The following is a 17,823-nucleotide window of genomic DNA, read 5'->3' as shown; positions in this document are numbered from 1 at the left end:
TGGGTGTGATCAGCTGTACGGGCAAATACTGTCAGATCTTTAGATCTGATTCAAATCAACAAAACCATACCCGTTATCAACTATGAAATTCATGCATTTCTCAACTTCCTCAGTCAGAAGCCTTTTTGCTGTCTTCGGCGCGGTGCTCCTGGCCTTCTCCTTTAACAGATGTTCGGATGACGACTCCGTTAACCCAGGCGTTGTATCGATCAGCACACATGCCACCCTGGGCGAGATCCTCGTGGATGGCAACGGCAAGACACTTTACGTTTTCACCAAAGACGTCGGCGGCCAAAGTCAATGCGCCGATAATTGTCTCGCAGCATGGCCAGTATACTATGCTGCCGATCTGAAGCCACAGGCAGGGATTGATCTTGCAGACTTTGCAACCATCACGCGCAACGATGGCCGCATGCAGACTACCTATAAGGGATGGCCCTTGTATTATTATGTGGGCGACAAGGCTAAGGGTGACGCCACAGGAGAAGCCCTTGATAATGAATGGTTCGTTGCCAAAACCAACTATTCTATCATGCTGGTCAGCCATGCCACGTATGGCAATGTTTTAACCGATAACCAGGGACGGATACTTTATTTCTTTGCGCGCGATACCAAAGGCACAAGCAATTGCACTGGCGGATGTCTCACACGGTGGCCCTTCTTCAAGACAGATCAGATCGTAATTCCGTCGGGTGGCTTGCTCAATGCGGCGGATTTCGGATCCATCGGTGATGGCGCAACCAAACAAACAACTTACAAAGGCAGACCGCTCTACTATTTTTCGCCCGATAACAATGGCAGCATCGAAGCTGCCGGACAAACCGGTGGCGAGAATTTCGGAACCATTTGGTTTGTTGCCAAGCCGGACTACAGCCTGATGGTAGCCAATGCGCAGCTTGTTGGCCTCGATGGTAAAAACTACACCAGCGCCTACGTTGAAGGCACAGGCGTAACGCGCTACTTCACCGATGCTGCTGGCCGCACCTTGTATCTTTTCACCAACGACAAGAAAAGCACCAACACCTTTACCAATTCAACTTTCAGCAACGATGCTAACTGGCCGATCTTTCACACGCAGATCACCCGCCTGCCCTCAGGTATGAGCGCCAGCGACTTTGGTACCATCACTGTTTTTGGAAGATCACAGCTCACGTATAAAGGCTGGCCTTTGTATTACTTCGGGCAAGACGCTGCCAAAGGCGATACCAAAGGTGTAAGTGTGGGCGGCCCCGGCAAATGGCCCGTGATCACCACGGCAACCGCAGAAGCACCACTATAATAACACATTGCATAAGCGATCCTGAATCCTTTTAAAAGCAAGAGGCTCCAACGTTGGGGCGCTTGCTTTCTTATTGGAGCCCTCAAACCAGCGCAAGTCTTCCGCCTGGCGCCATGGCACGTGGGTGACTTGTGCTTTTTATTTATGAAGTTTTCAAACTTCATGTATGGGAATCCGTACATTTGATTTTCGCAAAAGTTATGGCGATCGCATCACTCGAAGAATTTTACCGCCACACCGCCTCCCTCATCCCTGAGAATATCAACAAAGAGATCGGGCATTTTAATGTTTTCCGGATCGATGAGCTCATGGCCAGGATGCGTGAAAAAGGCGAGATGCCGTATAACCGGCGCGCTTATTACAAGATCAGCCTGATCATCGGAAAGAACCGCGCTGAGTATGCCGATAAAATAATCGACATCAAAAAAAACGCGCTGCTGTTCGCAACACCCCGCATCCCTTACAACTACATACCGCAGGATGAGCAACAGGCAGGACATTTCTGCATTTTTACAGCCGATTTTCTGATGCCCAACAAAAGTGGCGTGGTGCTTGACGAGCTTCCCATCTTCAGGCCTGGCGGTTACCCGATATTTGAGCTTACCGCCGAGGATAAAAAAGAGCTGTCGTCGATCTTCCTGAAGATGCATCGGGAGATTGCTTCCAATTATGCCTATAAATACGATCTCATTAGGAATTACGTGCTGGAGCTCATCCATTTTGGTCAAAAGCTTCAGCCGGCAACAACGTTATACAACACCCACAATGCATCCGCCCGCGTTTCTTTACTGTTCATTGAATTGCTTGAACGGCAGTTTCCGATAGAATCGGCGGGGCAGCGGTTGGCCCTGCGCTCGGCCAAAGATTTTGCAGACAGGTTGTCGGTGCACGTGAACCACCTCAACAAGGTGCTGAAAGAGAACACCGGCAAAACCACCACGGTGCTCATCGGCGCACGTATTGCCCAGGAAGCCAAGATCCTTTTAAAACAGACTGACTGGAACATCTCCGAAGTTGCCTACAGCCTCGGCTTCGAGGAAGTGGCACATTTTTCCAATTTCTTCAAGAAACAGACCGGCTTCGCACCCCTGGCTTTTCGCCGCTGATTTGATTTTTGCAAATCCTGGATTGATGCCTGCAACGCGGTGAGCATCGGGCAGAGCGATTTTTGTGTCATTCAAAAACAAATAACAATGACAACAAAAAGTAAGATCGCCCTGGTAACCGGTGGCAGCCGTGGCCTCGGCAAAGATATGGCCCTGAACTTCGCGGGTAACGGCGTTGATGTGATCATCACCTACAACAGCAAAAAAGAAGAAGCACTGAAAGTGGTGGCGGACATCCAGAAGTCTGGCCGCAAGGCTGCAGCGCTCCAGCTCAATGCCGGCGACATCGGAAGTTTTTCAAAATTTGCCACTGATGTCAAGGCTTCCCTGAAGAGCACCTTCGATGCAGAGACCTTTGATTTCCTGGTCAACAATGCGGGCGTTGGCATTCACGCACCCTTCGCTGAAACCACCGAAGCGCAGTTCGACGAGCTGATGAACATCCACTTCAAAGGTGTGTACTTTCTCACGCAGCGGTTGCTTTCCTTGATCGGCGATGGCGGACGTATCGTCAATATTTCATCCGGCCTCGCAAGGTTCTCATACCCGGGATACAGTGCCTATGCCTCTATGAAAGGTGCCATTGACACACTCACACGTTATATGGCGAAAGAACTGGGTGCACGTAAAATTGCTGTGAATTCCATTGCTCCCGGCGCCATTGCAACAGACTTCAGCGGTGGACTGGTACGCGACAATGAAGAAGTTAATAAACACATTGCCAGCGCTACGGCCCTCGGACGTACAGGCGTTGCCGCAGATATCGGCGCCGTTGTAGCATTCCTCTGCAGCGAAGGCGGCCGCTGGATCAACGGCCAACGCATCGAAGTATCAGGCGGCATTCATTTGTAAAATTTAATGACCGTCTAAGTCATGAATCAAGGGTTATGCTACTCACTTTCCCGAAGCTCGCCCCTCCTGACTCCTGGCTCCTGGCTTCTTACTTCTTTTCACCTCTTTTCACCATCTCTCTAATCCAAATAGGCGCGAAAGGAGAGGTGCATCCTTTGGAAACGGGATAATCGCGATAGATGCCTAACGATTCACCGATGTCGATGGCGCGCTTGCGTAGTTTGGGGAAGTTGATTCCAATTTGTGCCAGGGCTGTGTTCATGGTCCATTGCACTTCGGGAGGAGCGGTGGGCATTTCAGACTCAATGCGATCCAAAAGCTGAACAGGGTCCAGGCCTTCCGGCGACCGTACGATCCGGCCGCTGGTAAGGCTCCACCCGGCCCTGGCCGCCCAGGGGTTGGAAGAAGCCATCCACTTTTCGCGCAGTGACTCACTTTGCGGATGATCTTTCACCACATAAGAATTGAACCAATCGGCTTCCTGCACAAAGGTGATGGACTTCACCATGTCGTCCAGCTCCTTTGCCGACAACGCTTTGGGTTTCATGATCAGCGTTGCCAGCAGCCGCGCCTCTATATTGTCGGTTTTCCACAGCTCCAGGCCCAGGGCGTGGTCTGTTTTGATCTTGTTCCCAAGCGTTCGTATATCACCCAGCATTACACCAAACTGATTTTTACCAGCGCCTTTTTTCACGTTTTGCGCATACATCTTTTCATTACCCATTGATTTGAGTGCTGCCAGTGCTTCTTTTACCGTCATGATATAATGTTGTTTCCTGGCTCAAATTTACAGATGTGGCCGCCAGCCCCTCTCGTACTTAAGTATGAAACTGTGAATTTCAGCGAGCCATCCGATGTGTCACCAGGCGAGAGGTTGGTTCGTACCTTGGTCTTCAGTCCAACCCGTCTGCTATTGCAGAAAAGAACTCACCTATTCCGTCAAGCATGCCTCCGAATATTTCCCCGATATCGAGCCACGAGGCGTCCAGGTCTGCCGCGGGCAATTCGCTTAAATGAACCCCTTCGGTTAAGGAGATTCCTTCCAGCATCTCAGCCTTCATCGAGGTGTAGTCGCAAAGCTCGCCGGTTTGGGCATGATAGGCATCGAAGTCGTCGTGTGAAGTATAGGTGCTCATTCCGCAGCAAACAAAATCCAGATCGCTCCAGGTGCTCTTTTTATGAGCCTTCTTCACCTCTTCGGGCTTATAGAACTTCTTTTTGCCATAGTCTTTCACTAAAATTTTGCCCAGGTCAGAGACATATTTTCTCTTGCCGACAGGTGCAGGAGAGCAATCAGCTTTTGATTTAGCCATGAGGAGCACTACATTATCCTGGAAAGATACAAACAACTTCTAATATGCCCCACGCCCGTTGCCCGAAGCCAGTCCCCTCCTGACTCCCTTGGCCGCCGAAGCTTTAGCGAAGGAGGCTGACTTCTGACTTCTTGCCCCCCCCCTCCTTACTCCTTAATTCTTACTCCTTAATTCTTTTTCAACTCCGTTTAGAACACAACGATCCCCAATCCGGATACATTCCTGAAGTTTGCGCCGCGCACTTTTGTACATCAATTTTAAATCACAAGAAAATGAAAACAATTTTCATCACAGGCGCCTCTACAGGCTTGGGAAAAGCATCGGCCAGGTTGTTTGCTTCCAGGGGATGGAAGGTGATCGCTACCATGCGCAAACCGGAGAACGAAAAAGAGCTGAGCGGGTTGAGCAACATTACACTCCTGCCGCTGGATGTCACGGATCCTGATCAGATTAAAGAAACGACCCAAAAAGCAATCGCTTCAGGTACGATCGATGTAGTGTTCAATAATGCGGGTTATGGATTGATAGGGCCACTGGAGCCCATCACTGAAGAGCAGCTCACCCGCCAGCTCGATACCAATCTTTTGGGTGTGATCCGTGTTACGCAGGCATTCATTCCTTATTTCAGGGAAAGGCAAAGCGGGCTGTTTATCACCACCACATCGATGGGCGGTCTGCTCACGTTTCCATTCAGCTCGGTTTATCACGCCACCAAGTGGGCGCTGGAAGGCTGGAGTGAAAGTATGGCCTTTGAGCTCAACAGGTTTGGCGTGGGTATCAAAACGGTCTCTCCCGGTGGCATCAAAACAGATTTCCTGAACCGCTCCATAGATATGTCGTCACACCCTGCTTACGAAAAATGGGTGAAAAAATTGTTTGACGGAATTCATGAAGATACCTTTACACCTGCAGCCCAGATCGCGGAGGTGGTGTATGAAGCGGCCACCGACGGTAAAGACCAGCTCAGGTACGTGGCAGGAGAGGATGCGAAGGCCCTCTACGCGCAACGCCAGCAGCTGGGCGACGAGAAGTTCAGAAAACAAATGGAGCAAACGTTTTTCGGAGCGTAAATCAACTGACAGTGCAGCACATTCCGCAAGCATTCAATTCTATCTCTGACCTGCACCGGGTGCTGGGCTTACCAAAGCCTTTGCACCCGTTGATAAGCGTTGTTGACAATACGCTGATCTCCATCAACAAAGAACAGCTGCCTCCTTCATTCCTGCTCGATTTTTATAAGGTCTCGTATAAGCAGGGCCTTCGCGGCAAAATAAAGTATGGACAGAATTATTATGATTTCGATGAAGGTGGCCTCGTCTTTACGTCACCCAATCAGCTGCTGGCCACTACAGATGATACGGAGTACATGGGATTTACTTTGCTCATCCATCCCGATTTCATCAGGAACTACCCGTTGGGAAAGAACATCAAAAATTTTGGTTTCTTCTCATACGCTGTAAACGAAGCGTTACACCTGTCGGAGAAAGAGCGCACCTTGATCCTTGGCATTTTGAAAAATATCGATGATGAGCTGCAGCTTCCCATAGACGAGTTCAGTCAGGATGTAATCATTACGCAGATCGAGCTGCTGCTGAATTACAGCAACCGTTTTTACAAACGCCAGTTCATCACCCGCAAAGCCGCAAGCCACGATCTGCTGACAAAGCTCGAGACGCTGCTAGACGACTATTTCAACAACAAAACCGCGTTGATGAAAGGTTTGCCAACGGTGCAGTACCTGGCGGATGAGCTCCATGTTTCGCCCCATTACCTGAGCGATATGCTGCGTTCCCTCACCGGACAAAACGCCCAGCAGCACATTCACAACAAACTCATCGAAAAAGCCAAAGAGATCCTGTCAACCAGTAATCTCTCCGTTGCTGAGGTAGCCTATCAATTAGGATTCGAGTACCCCCAGTCGTTTAACAAGCTATTCAAAAGAAAAACCAACCTCTCACCACTGAAATTCAGACAGTCGTTCGGTTAAAAGCAGTTCCTACCTCACACATTTCCTCGAATACGCTTTGCCAGCTACAGTTCCACTGATCGTCGCACCACCTGCGAGGCCCGACTCCTGACTCCTTACTCCTGGCTCCTTACTCCTTTTCCCCTCAGGCATAAGATTATTCGGAGCAAGAAAAAAAACCACATTTCATGAAACACAACTACAAGCAGCAGTTTTTCTTCTTGCTCTTCATCTCCACATCACTGCTAACTAACTTCACCGTTAGCACCGATCTTTCCACCGAAGCAGCATTGACCGCACCGGAATTCGAGCCTTATACATATCCCGGAGAACAGGATTACCTGCGATTGGAATTCCGCAATGAAAACTCCGGAGCAAGCACAGAGATCTACCATTCGTTCGATGAAAATTCAGGTTATCAGCTCGTGACCACTGTTGGGCCAGGTGTTACAGAGTATTACCACTACAACCTCAAACCGAGAACAACCCACTATTACAAGTTGCGCGCACGTGTTGGCGGTGAAGTTTCGCCGTTCTCCGAAGTTTACTGGGCCACCACCTATTCCAAAAATTACCCTCCCGTATTTACAGCGCGGGCCATCGATGCCAATACCATCGAACTGTCGCTTACCGATAAGAGTTATAACGATATCGCCTATTATATCCGGACCACCGAAAGCGCTACCAGTACCCGGTACACTGACGACTTTTACCAGGAAGTAAACTTTGTTACCGATTCAGGCGCCACTCAGAAGGTATTACACCATCCGGTGGAACCGGGAAAAACTTATCACTATTCAATAGAGATGGCCACCATCCATGATCAGTTTTATGAGGCATATATTGCCCGTACCAGCATGAGCACGCCTGTTCCCGTATGTGCTGACGCTGGATCCGTAGAGCGCGAGGTGTGGACCGGTATTTCCGGTGGCAAGGTGTCGTCTATTCCGTTGTATGTTGCGCCAAACCAGATCGCAACCTTAACGTCGCTTCAGGCGCCCGTAAACGCCGGCGATAATTACGGTGCGCGCATTCGTGGATTCTTGTGCGCTCCCCAAACGGGCAACTATACATTCTGGATTGCCAGTGACGATCAGAGTGAGCTTTGGTTAAGCACCGACACCAACTTCGAAAATAAAAAACTGATCGCTTCGGTTACAGGGTATACCAGCATCGGTCAATGGGAGAAATATCCCACGCAGAAATCAGCCCTGATCCCGTTAACCGCGGGAAAAACGTATTATTTCGAGATGCTGCATAAAGAATCGGCTTCCGGCGATCACCTTGCGGTAGGCTGGCAGTTGCCGGACGGAACACTTGAAAGGCCTATTGGCGGAAATCGTGTTATCAAATATGGCCGGCCCAACTACGAGCCTAATGTGTCCATCACATCTCCAGCAAATTCTGAAACCTTTGATGCGCCCGCTACCGTCAACGTTGTGGTCAATGGATACGACCCTGAGTCGTCCATTACAAAGGTGGATCTTTATCTCAACGATGCGCTGGTGATCAGTGATGCGAGCGCTCCTTATGGTACCGAGCTCAAAGACCTTGCCGGCGGCGACTACACCTTGAGTGCGCATATTTTTAATAGTGAAGGACAGGACGCTTGGGACTACACATACTTCAGGGTGATCACGCCCGCATGTGCCGGTACCGGTGGCATTCAGCGCGAGATCTGGCAGAACATCACAGGTACTTCTATATCTTCAGTGCCCTTTGATACACCGCCCACCAATTACGAACAGCTGACGGCGTTTGAAACAGGACAATACAAGTTTAATAATTATGGCAGCAGGATCCGCGGTTATCTTTGTGTGCCCGAGACTGGCAACTATACATTCTGGATCGCGAGCGATGATAACAGCGAGCTCTGGCTCAGCACGGATGAATTTGTCGGAAACAAGAGACTGATCGCCTCTGTACGGGGTGCCACAGCATTCAGGCAATATGATAAATATCCGGGTCAGAAGTCTGTCTCCATCGCATTGCGGGCCGGCAGAAAATACTACATCGAAGCGCTGCACAAGGAAGGCACCGGTAATGACTTTATCTCGGTAGCGTGGCAGTTGCCCAGTGGTACCGTGCAGCAGCCGATACCCGGAGATCGTCTGATCAAAATCGGTTCAATTCTTGAGAATGAGCAACCCGTTGTTCATTTTATGAGCCCGGTTGATAATGCAACGTTTACCCAGGGTGCTACCATTCCTTTAAAAGCGTATGCGACCGATTCAGACGGTAGCGTTTACAGTGTAAGCTTTGAGGCCAACGGTACACTGCTCACGGAGATCCGTAACGTGCCGTATGAATACCAATGGACCAACGTGCGGGCCGGAAGTTATTCCATCATTGCGCGGGTGCGTGATGACAAAGGCGCCATAAGCACAGACCAGGTGAATATTACTGTCAATGCAGCTCAGTGTGCCGGTGCAGGAAAAATATACCGCGAGATCTGGACCGGTATACCCGGAACTTCGCTCTCATCCGTGCCCTTCGATACGTCGCCGGATGTTGTACGTGAGCTTACCTCTTTTTCAACCCCGAATTATACGGCGAACGAATATGGCTCGCGGATCAGGGGCTATCTGTGCATACCTGCTGACGGTAACTATACATTTTATATTTCCAGTGATGACAACAGTGAGCTCTACCTGAGCACAGATGAAGATCCGGGCAATAAGGTGAAGATCGCTTACCTGAATGGAGCGGTGAAGCCTGGTGTTTACAATCAGTATGCAACGCAGGTTTCGTCGCCCGTGGCTTTGCAGGGAGGAAGGCGTTATTTCATCGAGGCGCTTCACAAGGAAGGATCGGGTGCCGACTTCGTTGCCGTAGCATGGCGCTTCCAGGATGGCACCTTTGAAGGTCCGATACCCGGAACGCGGTTAAGTCCGTATGAAGATCCTGCGATGAATGCGGCAGCGTTTACGGCGGAGACAACAGTGCTGTCTGATGAGCAAGCCTCGCTCGAAGTGTTTCCCAATCCTGTGGCTGCAGGTGGTGCGCTGACCATGGTCATAAATGATCTTGCCGACGGCGAAGCAACGGTGCAGCTGATGTCAGCCACGGGCATCCTGGTGCGGTCACAGCAAGTCAGCGCGCAGGCAGGCACAGTAGTGGTCAACATCGGTGAGTCGCTGCCCGCAGGCATGTACCTGATCAGAATTGCGCAAGGCCGTAAACAATGGTCGCAAAAGATCACAGTGAAGTAACACCGGTAACACACATCAGCCCTGAAGGGCGCAATAAAAAAGCGTAGGGTACAAGCCTACGCTTTTTTAAAGAGCACACCAAGTCTCACGTCTCAAATCTCATATCTCAAATCTCACATCTCAAATCTATTCCTCAGGGTATCGTTGCCCAAATGAACATCGGGCGATAGGTATCCACACGCGAATACAGATCACCCCAGTTCTGTGCGTTCAGGTTATAGGAGATCAGGTAACGATTGGTTCCATTCGTGATCTGTGGATGAAGAAAAGCGTTGTACGTGTTAACAGGCATCGTATCCGGTTCGGGTATGGTGTAGATCACAGACTCACATTCCCATGGACCAACCGGGCTAGATGACTCATACGAATAGATCTTCTTTCCACCGATATCTTCCTGCGTGATCAACCGGTATTTCGAGCCGATCTTTACAACGCTGAATTGTGGCGATACCGAAAGATCTGTCAGCACACCAGCGGCATCTTTCTTTTTCATGAGGCCCTGGTTCACGCCCGGAGCAGGGAAAGTGCTTGTCCAGGTGGCTACTCCAGATGCATTGAAGCCGTTAAAATAAGAGCGTGTGCCGTTGATGTTGCTCTGGCTCACTTTTAGAACTTTTGAGAAGTGGAACCCGGAAACCTTGTCTGAGATATAGATGTAATAATCAGTGGTTCCGTCTTCGAGCAGTGCGGAGCCGAACAAAGGTTCCTGGGTAGCCGAAGGCGATGTCACCGTATAATAGGGTGTAACCGAAGTAGGCGCAATTTCTGAAACAGCGGCAGTAAAACCGGTCAGTGTAGCTACAGAGAAAGTAGCAAGGTCTGTTCCTGTTGTGTAAAAGTCCCAGGCGCCGTTTCCAAATTTATAGTACCGGTGAAATAACATGTAGAGTGTTCCATTCTTCACCGTGGCATCTCCGGGCCAGTACCATTCGCGGCCGACGCCGGTAAGATCTTCTTTGCCTGTCTTCATCACAGGTTTGTAGAGCCAGGTTACAGGATCGATGCCGCCCGTACCCACTACGGTAATAAAAGACGATCCGTTCTGGATCATAAACGTATTGGGTACCATTCCCTGCGGGTCTCTCCAGCGGTATGGATGGCTGGCGTCAGGAGGATAAGCGTTGCCGGCAAAGGTGTCGCCAAAAGACCACAACGTTTTCCCGCCACCCAGCGGAACTGAGTACGTGGCATCGCCGCCCGTCCAGCCACTGTTGCGGGTGAAATAAGTATTGTACGTGGAGGCAACCTGGTAGAACGTTGCGGGCGCACAGGTGATCAACGCAGTGGCATCGGAGTCAGGGTTGCTTTCATCAGGTTTGTTGTTGGAAGCATCAGGATTGACGCCGTTGTCGTTGCACGAAAAAGCGCAAGACATCAGCGCGAGCATGACAATAAATAGGTTTTTTTTCATGGTTGGTAGATTGATTGTGGAACATAAGGGTAAGGACCGCGCGCTGGCCCCTTGATAAAAATAAGAATTTCATATGTATGAACATATGGACAAATAAAATTTATTATTTTTAATTCACTAAACATCGCAATCGCTACCCCATGCAAAAGACATTTTTTCATTGCTGCAGCCTTGCCCTGATCCTGATGCTGATCGGGGGCTGCGCGCCGACTTCAAAAACAGAGACAAAAACAGACCCCATCCCTTCGCTGGAGAAGATCTCGGGCGATTGGGTTGCTGCCGACACGGTGGCCATGGAACCCTCCCTGCGCAATTTCAGGGGCCAGGCACTGGTGAACCGCGACATGACCTCCATCAGCTGGTTCGCCTCAGCCCCGTATAGCGGTGGTTATCATTCCGGCGTGTTGAAAATAAATGGTGAAGTGCCCGCCGTTCAGATGTACCGGTGGCAACCCTTTCAGGCCTTGCGCAAAACAACATTCAAAGGTTATGAGATCCTTTCATCCACCAGGATGCTTCCCGAAGAAGATGCATTCCTGTGGCAAGTGGAGATCACCAATACCACATCAGCTGCACAGGACCTGACCGTTGACATCGATATGATCGGATTCATCAGCAAGTATGGTGGCGACTGGCAATGGTGGTATCCGTTCCCCACGCTGCGTGGAAAACAAACACGCAGAGACGATGAGATCGACCTTGTGCGAAATCAGATCACGAACCCCAACCGCACAGGAGAGGTGATGATCGAAGAGCTCATCAACGGGCAACCTACCGGTAAACAAATAAGATCTGTGCTTCCTGCAGATCAGGAGATCCTTAACGCCACCAAGTATAAAACTGCGCTGGAAGCAGGAGCATTCATTGTTTCAGACCAAGAAACAGAAGCTGTTACAGGTTTTGGATTTGTGACCGCGCCCTCTTCGGCAAAACCGTTCAACAGCGGAGGCACAGCGCAGTGGAAGTTGACATTACAATCCAATGAAAAGAAAGTGATTCAATACTTCATGGTGTATGCCGATAGCAAAGACGCCGTCAAAAGCAGGCTGAAAGAAATTCAACCTGCGTTTGAATCGAAGTTCACGGGTGCACAAACCTTCTGGGAGAACCGGTGGGCAAAGATCTTCAAACCGGGCAACGACGTGATCTCCGGTTGTTTCCCTGTGCTGGAAACTTCTGATACGCTGGCCAAACGGGTTTATTACACAGGGCCTCTCACCATGTTGTACATGATGAACACCAACCTGCCCCAGTATAAACGGGTGATCTTGACCGGCGGACCTAAATGGGGCGCTTCCATTTCATTTTTCTGGGATAACACTGAATGGGCCTTCATCCAGGCGCTCTCTGATCCGGAACGGTTGAAAGCCAATATTGCGCTGTGGCTGAGCGTTGATCCGGGCAAGAATTATGGATTCGACAATTTCGGAGGCAAGGGTGTGGGCAATGCCTATTCGGCAAACTATTACGCGTTGTTCCAGCTGATCCGTTCTTACCTGGTGGTGACCAAAGATTATGATTTCCTGAATGAAAAGATCAATGGCCGCACCGTGCTGGAAACATTGGAGTTTTATTCCACCAACTGGGAACGGATCTCTTCTTACGGAAAACCGGGCTGTACCGACGACATTTACAAGCTGGGAGATTTTGGCGATGACCCATGGAACCTGCTGGAGTGTGTTCCCACCTATATCCACATTGTGCCGTCTTTCAATGCAACGTATATCTGGATGATGCGTGAGACCGCGGCGTTATACCGAAAGGCCAACAACCCGGCCAAGGCAGATGCGCTCGATAAAAAAGCAAGCGAGATGCTGCCCCTGTTAATGAAGCTTTACGCCGGCAATGGTGTGTGGAAATGTGTGTATCCCAATAACAAGAGTGTTGAAGTAAGGCACGTGATGGATTTTATTTACACCGGAAGATTCATTCCGCAGGATATTCCCGATGCGATGCGTCAGGAAATGGTCGACTTTTTATACCGCGAGCTGATGACAACGCATTGGATGCGGGCCCAATCACTTCAGGATGTTGCAGCCAAAAATTCCGACAGGCCAGACCACGGTCCGCTGGGTGCTTTTGATGGATGGCCAGCCGCCACCATGGATGCATTAGTGCAGTTTGATCAATCGCAAAAAGCGCTGGACTTCTACCGCGCTATGGAGCCGCTGACCCATGAAGGATCGTGGGCACAGGCGCATGAGCTGTGGGGTGATAACAAAGAAAACAAAAATGCACGCGTCAGGATCGCAGAGCGCGGATGGCACGCCCGCGATGCCATAGCAGGTATCGGCATGTCGCAGGTGATGGTAAAGGGTTTCTTCGGATTCAATCCGCAGGTCAACGGAGAAACGATCACAAAACCCGGCACAGTGAACCTGGAAGGCACGCTGCGACACGTGCTGTACGGCGGTGAATATTATACCCTCGAGTTACGCGGTGGCGAGGTATCTTTCAACAAGGAAGCAAAAGAAGAAAAATAAAATGTTCAGACGGTACGGGCGGAGCCTCCGGGGTTATCCCGTAGGGACTCCTCGCTTCCGTTAAACATGACTCTTTAAATACTCACCGGTAAGCGAGCCCTTTGCTTTCATCAGCTCTCTTGGCGTTCCTTCGAACACCACTTTGCCACCTTTGTTGCCACCTTCCGGTCCCATGTCGATGACCCAGTCGGCATTTTTGATCACGTCCAGGTTGTGCTCGATCACCACCACCGTGTTGCCGGCATCGACCAAACGGTTCATGATCTCCAGCAGGTGCCCGATATCTGACATGTGCAGGCCGGTAGTGGGCTCATCCATCACATAAATGCTTCCTTTCTTGTGAAGCTCGCTGGCCAGTTTGATGCGCTGGCACTCGCCACCCGAGAGTGTGCTGAGAGGTTGCCCGAGTGTGATGTAATGCAGTCCCACGTCATGAAGCAGGTATTTACAATTGGTTAATGATAAGTCCCTAGACAGTTTGTAAATCTACAATGCAAATACGCATTGACACAGGCCGATGCCGTCAAAAGCAGGGGCAATTTGCGACAAACGTCAGAACGGAGTCTCCGGCCACCCATTCAGAAGGCTACCCTTCCAAAACCCTTGACCGCCTATCCTGACTCCTGGCTCCCCTTACTCCTTACTCCTTACTCCTTACTCCTTACTTCTAATTTCTAATTTCATTATTTTTAATCCCAAACCAGAACTCCCTTGAACGTTGCTCCGCTCATCACTTTCTTCGATTCATATGTTCCCCTCAGCGATGCAGAGAAAGACGACCTGGCTTTGCGTGTGAAGGAACGCAAGTTGAAGCGCAAGGCGTTTTTTCTCCAGGAGGGTCAGGTTTGTCATCATTACGGATTTGTTGTGTCGGGATGTTTCAAAACTTACGGCGTCGATGCTGCCGGGAAAGAACACAACCTGCAGTTTGCGGCCGAGAATGACTGGATCGTTGATATCAGCAGCTTCTACGCCGATAAGCCCAGCAAACTTTTTATCGAGACACTGGAGCCATCGCACATACTGCTGATCGAAAAAACCGACCTGCTCCATTTTTACAAGCAGTATCCCAAGTTTGTGCGTTACTTCAAGGTGATCTTTGAAAACAAATTTGTAGAGATGCAAAACCGGGTGCTGCAAAATATCAGCTCTACAGCCGAAGAACGATACCTCGCTTTTCTGGAGCAATATCCCCGCTTGTCTAACCGCATCCCCAACCTTCAGATCGCGTCTTACCTGGGCGTTACACCCGAATTTTTGAGCAAGATCCGGAAAGACCTGGCCCGGAAATAGTATCTGTTTCGGTAGATTATCGGGCGATAACTTCCGATTTCTTAAGGTATATTAAGATTTTAAGGTACCGGTTCGTGCACCTTTGCTTAAAACAACAACAATGGAAAATCTGAAAGAAGAACGCAAAAGATTCGAATCATTGGGATTGAGCTATCCATTCAATGACCGGGCAAACGTTGAAAAAGCAACACTGGCAGGGGTGGCGTGTTATTGGTTTACGCCGGATCAGGTACTGAGTGATGACGTGGTTGTGTACCTGCATGGCGGAGGATTCATGTATGGCTCCATTCGGTCACACCGGGCTATGGTAAGCCATATCGCAGTGGCTACCGGTAGAAAAATCCTTTTTGTTGAATATTCCCTGGCGCCTGAAAAACCGTTTCCGGCAGCGCTCAATGAAGCGACCGCCGTTGTTCGGGAGCTGCTGCGTACCACCCCTGGTCTGCAATTTGCGCTGATGGGCGACAGTGCCGGAGGAAACCTGGCGATGAGCACAGCCTTGAACCTGAAGAAGCTGCAGCTACCATCTCCGCTTTACCAGGTGCTGATCTCACCCTGGCTGAACCTGAGAACAGAATATGCCAGCTATGCCGAAAACGAAACGAATGATCCCATCATCACGAAAGAATTTGTAACGTATGCTGCAGCGAACTACACGGCGCCGGAAAATTTTTCTGATCCCCTGGTTTCTCCGGTTCTTGGATCATTCACAGGCCTCGGCCCAACGCTGACGCTGGTGGGTACAAAAGAGATCTTGCGCGACGATTCCGTGCACCTGCACCGTGCGCTGGAGAAAGCAGGTTGTATATCGAAATTGAAGACCTTTGACCAGGTTACGCACGTTTGGACATTGACAGACATTGAATCGGCCGAGAGCAAAGAAACGTTACAACTCATCCGCGAATTCATGGCGTCAGTGAGCACCATTGTCCCTCGACACCCTTGACTCTTCTTTTGACTCCCGGCTTCTGACTTCTGGATTATTGAACTACCTCCATTTTATTCTTCTTCTGCGTATCGTCCATGAAAATGTACACCAACAGTGAAATTAGAATACAAAAAGAGATATAGTAATAAAAATAAGACTCGTGGTTTGATTGTTTGAACAACAAGGCCAGGTATTCTGCCGATCCTCCAAAGATCGCCACGGTCAGTGCATAGGGTAATCCAACCCCCAGTGCCCGTACACTTGCCGGGAAGAGCTCTGCTTTCACCACAGCGTTGATGCTGGTGTAGCCACTCACGATCACAAGGGCGATCATCATGAAAAGGAAAATGGAGACCTGTGATGTCGCCGCTGACATAGCGTTGAATAAAGGCACTGTTGCGAGCGTTCCGGAGATGCCAAAGGCGATGAGCAACGGCTTTCTGCCGATCCGGTCAGACAAGCTCCCGAACACAGGCTGGAGCATGGCGAACAATAGCAGCGAAAGGAAAGATAGTATCGTTGACGTTTCTTTTGGTATGCCCAGTGAATTAACCAGGAATTTCTGCATGTAGGTGGTATAGGTGTAGAATGCCAGCGTTCCACCCAGGGTGAGTCCTACAACCGTAAAAATGGCTTTGGGATATTTTAGCAGACCCCGCATAGGACTTCGCTCAGCTGATCCCGTTTTTTTCGTTGCCATGAACTGTTTTGTTTCGTCGAGGTTGCTGCGGATATAAAAAACGATCAGCGACAAAATAGCGCCGATGACAAACGGGATCCTCCATCCCCACAAGTGCAGCTCGGCATCCGTCAGCATGAACTGCAAAAGAAGCTGAACGCCGAGCGCCGTGATTTGTCCACCCACAAGCGTTACATACTGGAAGCTGGAATAAAAGCCGCGGCGTTCGCGGGTAGCCATTTCACTGAGGTAAGTGGCCGATACGCCGTATTCTCCTCCCACACTCAGGCCCTGCAGCAGTCGCGCGAGCAACAGCGATATCGGAGCGGCGGCCCCGATGCTGCCATACACGGGAATGATGGCGATGATCAATGATCCTGCCGACATCATGATCACCGATAACGTCATCGCATATTTTCTTCCATAGCGGTCGCCGAGCGAGCCGAATACCCATCCTCCTACTGGCCGCATAATGAAGCCCAGTGCAAATACGCCCGCTGACTGCAGAAGCTGAATGGTTTGATCACCTTTCGGGAAGAACGATGCCGAGAAATAAAGCGCAAACGTCGAGTAGGCATACCAGTCGTACCACTCCACAAGATTGCCCAGCGCGCCTCCGGCTATCGAGCGTATTCTTTTACGGATCGATGCATTATCTTTTCCTTCTGCGCGGCCACCTGGCTCTTGTACTTTTGAGTGCTCAACTGATCTCATCCTTGGGGGTGAATACAGTTTAAAGAAAGAGAAAAGATCCGTCTCTTGTTATACGGGTGCACTATTTTTTTCGTCGCCACACCACCGTTGCCGTGATAGCACCACCATTGGTTGTGTTCGTAACGGCATATTTCAGCAGGTCGCCCTCCAGGGTGTAAGTTCTTTCCTGGACTGTTCCCTCCCAATTGGGATAGAATGCGTGATCTATGTAGAAAGAGACGGTGCTGTTTTCGTCGTTGACCTTGTACCTGCCAAAGTGAGAATTGTTTCCTTGCACCAGGGCTGCGTTCTCGTCAGGGGTCGCCTTGTTTTTATCGTTTGCTGCAACCTTGGGCCGGCTTGCTTTCAGTATTTGGATCGCATAGCTGCCATCATCGTTGAACACCAACATACCCACAGGCTCTTTTCCATAGGGCAGTGTTTTCGATCCGTCAGCTTGTGTATTTTCAACCGAGACAAGGGTCCAGATGCCCGAAAGTTTAGTTGCGGGTGATTGCGCCAGGCCAAGGTACGGCAGCATAAGAAGAAGTGCATACATTAATTTTTTCATATCCGTTGTTTTAGCGCAAATTATCAGCTGCCTTCCA

Annotated in this window: 15 protein-coding genes; 9 read left to right on the top strand and 6 right to left on the bottom strand. The window is 50.0% G+C overall.

All coding sequences use genetic code 11. The annotated features are described in order from the left end of the window. Positions 1-82: 82 nt before the first annotated feature. The 3 genes from KK083_RS09330 to KK083_RS09320 all read left to right on the top strand — a co-directional run bounded on the left by KK083_RS09330 (position 83) and on the right by KK083_RS09320 (position 3,237). A complete protein-coding gene (locus KK083_RS09330) occupies positions 83-1,279 on the top strand; it encodes a hypothetical protein (RefSeq protein WP_254162783.1) in 1,197 nt (398 codons plus the stop codon). A 200-nt stretch (positions 1,280-1,479) separates the two neighbouring features. Beyond that, positions 1,480-2,385 carry a helix-turn-helix domain-containing protein gene (locus tag KK083_RS09325; protein WP_254162782.1) on the top strand — a complete coding sequence of 302 codons (906 nt, stop codon included), beginning with the start codon at positions 1,480-1,482 and terminating at the stop codon, positions 2,383-2,385. A gap of 87 nt (positions 2,386-2,472) precedes the next feature. Further along, entirely contained in the window at positions 2,473-3,237 is a 765-nt protein-coding gene (locus KK083_RS09320; protein ID WP_254162780.1) for an SDR family NAD(P)-dependent oxidoreductase, read from the top strand. An 88-nt stretch (positions 3,238-3,325) separates the two neighbouring features. Here KK083_RS09320 and KK083_RS09315 read toward each other — a convergent pair whose 3' ends face one another. Both KK083_RS09315 and KK083_RS09310 read right to left on the bottom strand, forming a co-directional pair. Then, positions 3,326-3,997 (bottom strand): DNA alkylation repair protein, encoded by a 672-nt coding sequence (locus tag KK083_RS09315; protein WP_254162778.1) that lies wholly within the window; start codon positions 3,995-3,997, stop codon positions 3,326-3,328. 133 nt (positions 3,998-4,130) lie between these two features. Next, complete coding sequence (locus tag KK083_RS09310) at positions 4,131-4,550, bottom strand: DUF6559 family protein (RefSeq protein WP_254162776.1); 420 nt, start codon at positions 4,548-4,550, stop codon at positions 4,131-4,133. A 272-nt stretch (positions 4,551-4,822) separates the two neighbouring features. Between KK083_RS09310 and KK083_RS09305 the strand changes: the two genes are divergently transcribed. The 3 genes from KK083_RS09305 (at position 4,823) to KK083_RS09295 (ending at position 9,728) form a co-directional block, all read left to right on the top strand. Beyond that, positions 4,823-5,620: an SDR family oxidoreductase gene (locus tag KK083_RS09305; RefSeq protein WP_254162774.1), complete on the top strand. Its 798-nt coding sequence runs from the start codon at positions 4,823-4,825 to the stop codon at positions 5,618-5,620. Between the two features lie 11 nt (positions 5,621-5,631). Continuing rightward, positions 5,632-6,537, top strand: coding sequence for a helix-turn-helix domain-containing protein (locus tag KK083_RS09300; protein ID WP_254162772.1), 906 nt, complete (start codon positions 5,632-5,634; stop codon positions 6,535-6,537). 167 nt (positions 6,538-6,704) lie between these two features. Beyond that, positions 6,705-9,728: a PA14 domain-containing protein gene (locus KK083_RS09295; protein WP_254162770.1), complete on the top strand. Its 3,024-nt coding sequence runs from the start codon at positions 6,705-6,707 to the stop codon at positions 9,726-9,728. Between the two features lie 133 nt (positions 9,729-9,861). Here the strand turns inward: KK083_RS09295 and KK083_RS09290 are convergent, their stop codons facing one another. Next, complete coding sequence (locus KK083_RS09290; protein ID WP_254162768.1) at positions 9,862-11,139, bottom strand: DUF5005 domain-containing protein; 1,278 nt, start codon at positions 11,137-11,139, stop codon at positions 9,862-9,864. Positions 11,140-11,279: 140 nt separating this feature from the next. On the opposite strand from KK083_RS09290, the gene KK083_RS09285 reads away from it, so the two are divergent. Beyond that, a complete protein-coding gene (locus KK083_RS09285; RefSeq protein WP_254162766.1) occupies positions 11,280-13,622 on the top strand; it encodes a hypothetical protein in 2,343 nt (780 codons plus the stop codon). Between the two features lie 60 nt (positions 13,623-13,682). On the opposite strand, the gene KK083_RS09280 is transcribed toward KK083_RS09285, so the two are convergent. Next, a complete protein-coding gene (locus KK083_RS09280; RefSeq protein ID WP_317195219.1) occupies positions 13,683-14,051 on the bottom strand; it encodes an ATP-binding cassette domain-containing protein in 369 nt (122 codons plus the stop codon). Between the two features lie 282 nt (positions 14,052-14,333). On the opposite strand from KK083_RS09280, the gene KK083_RS09275 reads away from it, so the two are divergent. Further along, positions 14,334-14,915: a Crp/Fnr family transcriptional regulator gene (locus tag KK083_RS09275; protein ID WP_254162764.1), complete on the top strand. Its 582-nt coding sequence runs from the start codon at positions 14,334-14,336 to the stop codon at positions 14,913-14,915. A 100-nt stretch (positions 14,916-15,015) separates the two neighbouring features. Beyond that, a complete protein-coding gene (locus KK083_RS09270) occupies positions 15,016-15,861 on the top strand; it encodes an alpha/beta hydrolase (RefSeq protein ID WP_254162763.1) in 846 nt (281 codons plus the stop codon). Between the two features lie 34 nt (positions 15,862-15,895). Here the strand turns inward: KK083_RS09270 and KK083_RS09265 are convergent, their stop codons facing one another. After that, positions 15,896-17,236 (bottom strand): MFS transporter, encoded by a 1,341-nt coding sequence (locus KK083_RS09265; protein ID WP_254162761.1) that lies wholly within the window; start codon positions 17,234-17,236, stop codon positions 15,896-15,898. Positions 17,237-17,297: 61 nt separating this feature from the next. Then, complete coding sequence (locus tag KK083_RS09260) at positions 17,298-17,786, bottom strand: lipocalin-like domain-containing protein (protein WP_254162759.1); 489 nt, start codon at positions 17,784-17,786, stop codon at positions 17,298-17,300. Positions 17,787-17,823 lie beyond the last annotated feature (37 nt).

The organism is Chryseosolibacter histidinae, assembly GCF_018598225.1.
Lineage (GTDB): Bacteria > Bacteroidota > Bacteroidia > Cytophagales > Cyclobacteriaceae > Chryseosolibacter > Chryseosolibacter histidini.
This window is presented reverse-complemented; position numbering and strand designations above follow the sequence as displayed.

What these genes read in the sequence shown, in the direction of transcription:
- KK083_RS09330 (WP_254162783.1), top strand. Translation starts at nt 83, where the DNA reads ATGAAATTCATGCATTTCTCAACTTCCTCAGTCAGAAGCCTTTTTGCT.
- KK083_RS09325 (WP_254162782.1), top strand. Translation starts at nt 1,480, where the DNA reads ATGGCGATCGCATCACTCGAAGAATTTTACCGCCACACCGCCTCCCTC.
- KK083_RS09320 (WP_254162780.1), top strand. Translation starts at nt 2,473, where the DNA reads ATGACAACAAAAAGTAAGATCGCCCTGGTAACCGGTGGCAGCCGTGGC.
- KK083_RS09315 (WP_254162778.1), bottom strand. Translation starts at nt 3,997, where the DNA reads ATGACGGTAAAAGAAGCACTGGCAGCACTCAAATCAATGGGTAATGAA.
- KK083_RS09310 (WP_254162776.1), bottom strand. Translation starts at nt 4,550, where the DNA reads ATGGCTAAATCAAAAGCTGATTGCTCTCCTGCACCTGTCGGCAAGAGA.
- KK083_RS09305 (WP_254162774.1), top strand. Translation starts at nt 4,823, where the DNA reads ATGAAAACAATTTTCATCACAGGCGCCTCTACAGGCTTGGGAAAAGCA.
- KK083_RS09295 (WP_254162770.1), top strand. Translation starts at nt 6,705, where the DNA reads ATGAAACACAACTACAAGCAGCAGTTTTTCTTCTTGCTCTTCATCTCC.
- KK083_RS09290 (WP_254162768.1), bottom strand. Translation starts at nt 11,139, where the DNA reads ATGAAAAAAAACCTATTTATTGTCATGCTCGCGCTGATGTCTTGCGCT.
- KK083_RS09285 (WP_254162766.1), top strand. Translation starts at nt 11,280, where the DNA reads ATGCAAAAGACATTTTTTCATTGCTGCAGCCTTGCCCTGATCCTGATG.
- KK083_RS09270 (WP_254162763.1), top strand. Translation starts at nt 15,016, where the DNA reads ATGGAAAATCTGAAAGAAGAACGCAAAAGATTCGAATCATTGGGATTG.
- KK083_RS09265 (WP_254162761.1), bottom strand. Translation starts at nt 17,236, where the DNA reads ATGAGATCAGTTGAGCACTCAAAAGTACAAGAGCCAGGTGGCCGCGCA.
- KK083_RS09260 (WP_254162759.1), bottom strand. Translation starts at nt 17,786, where the DNA reads ATGAAAAAATTAATGTATGCACTTCTTCTTATGCTGCCGTACCTTGGC.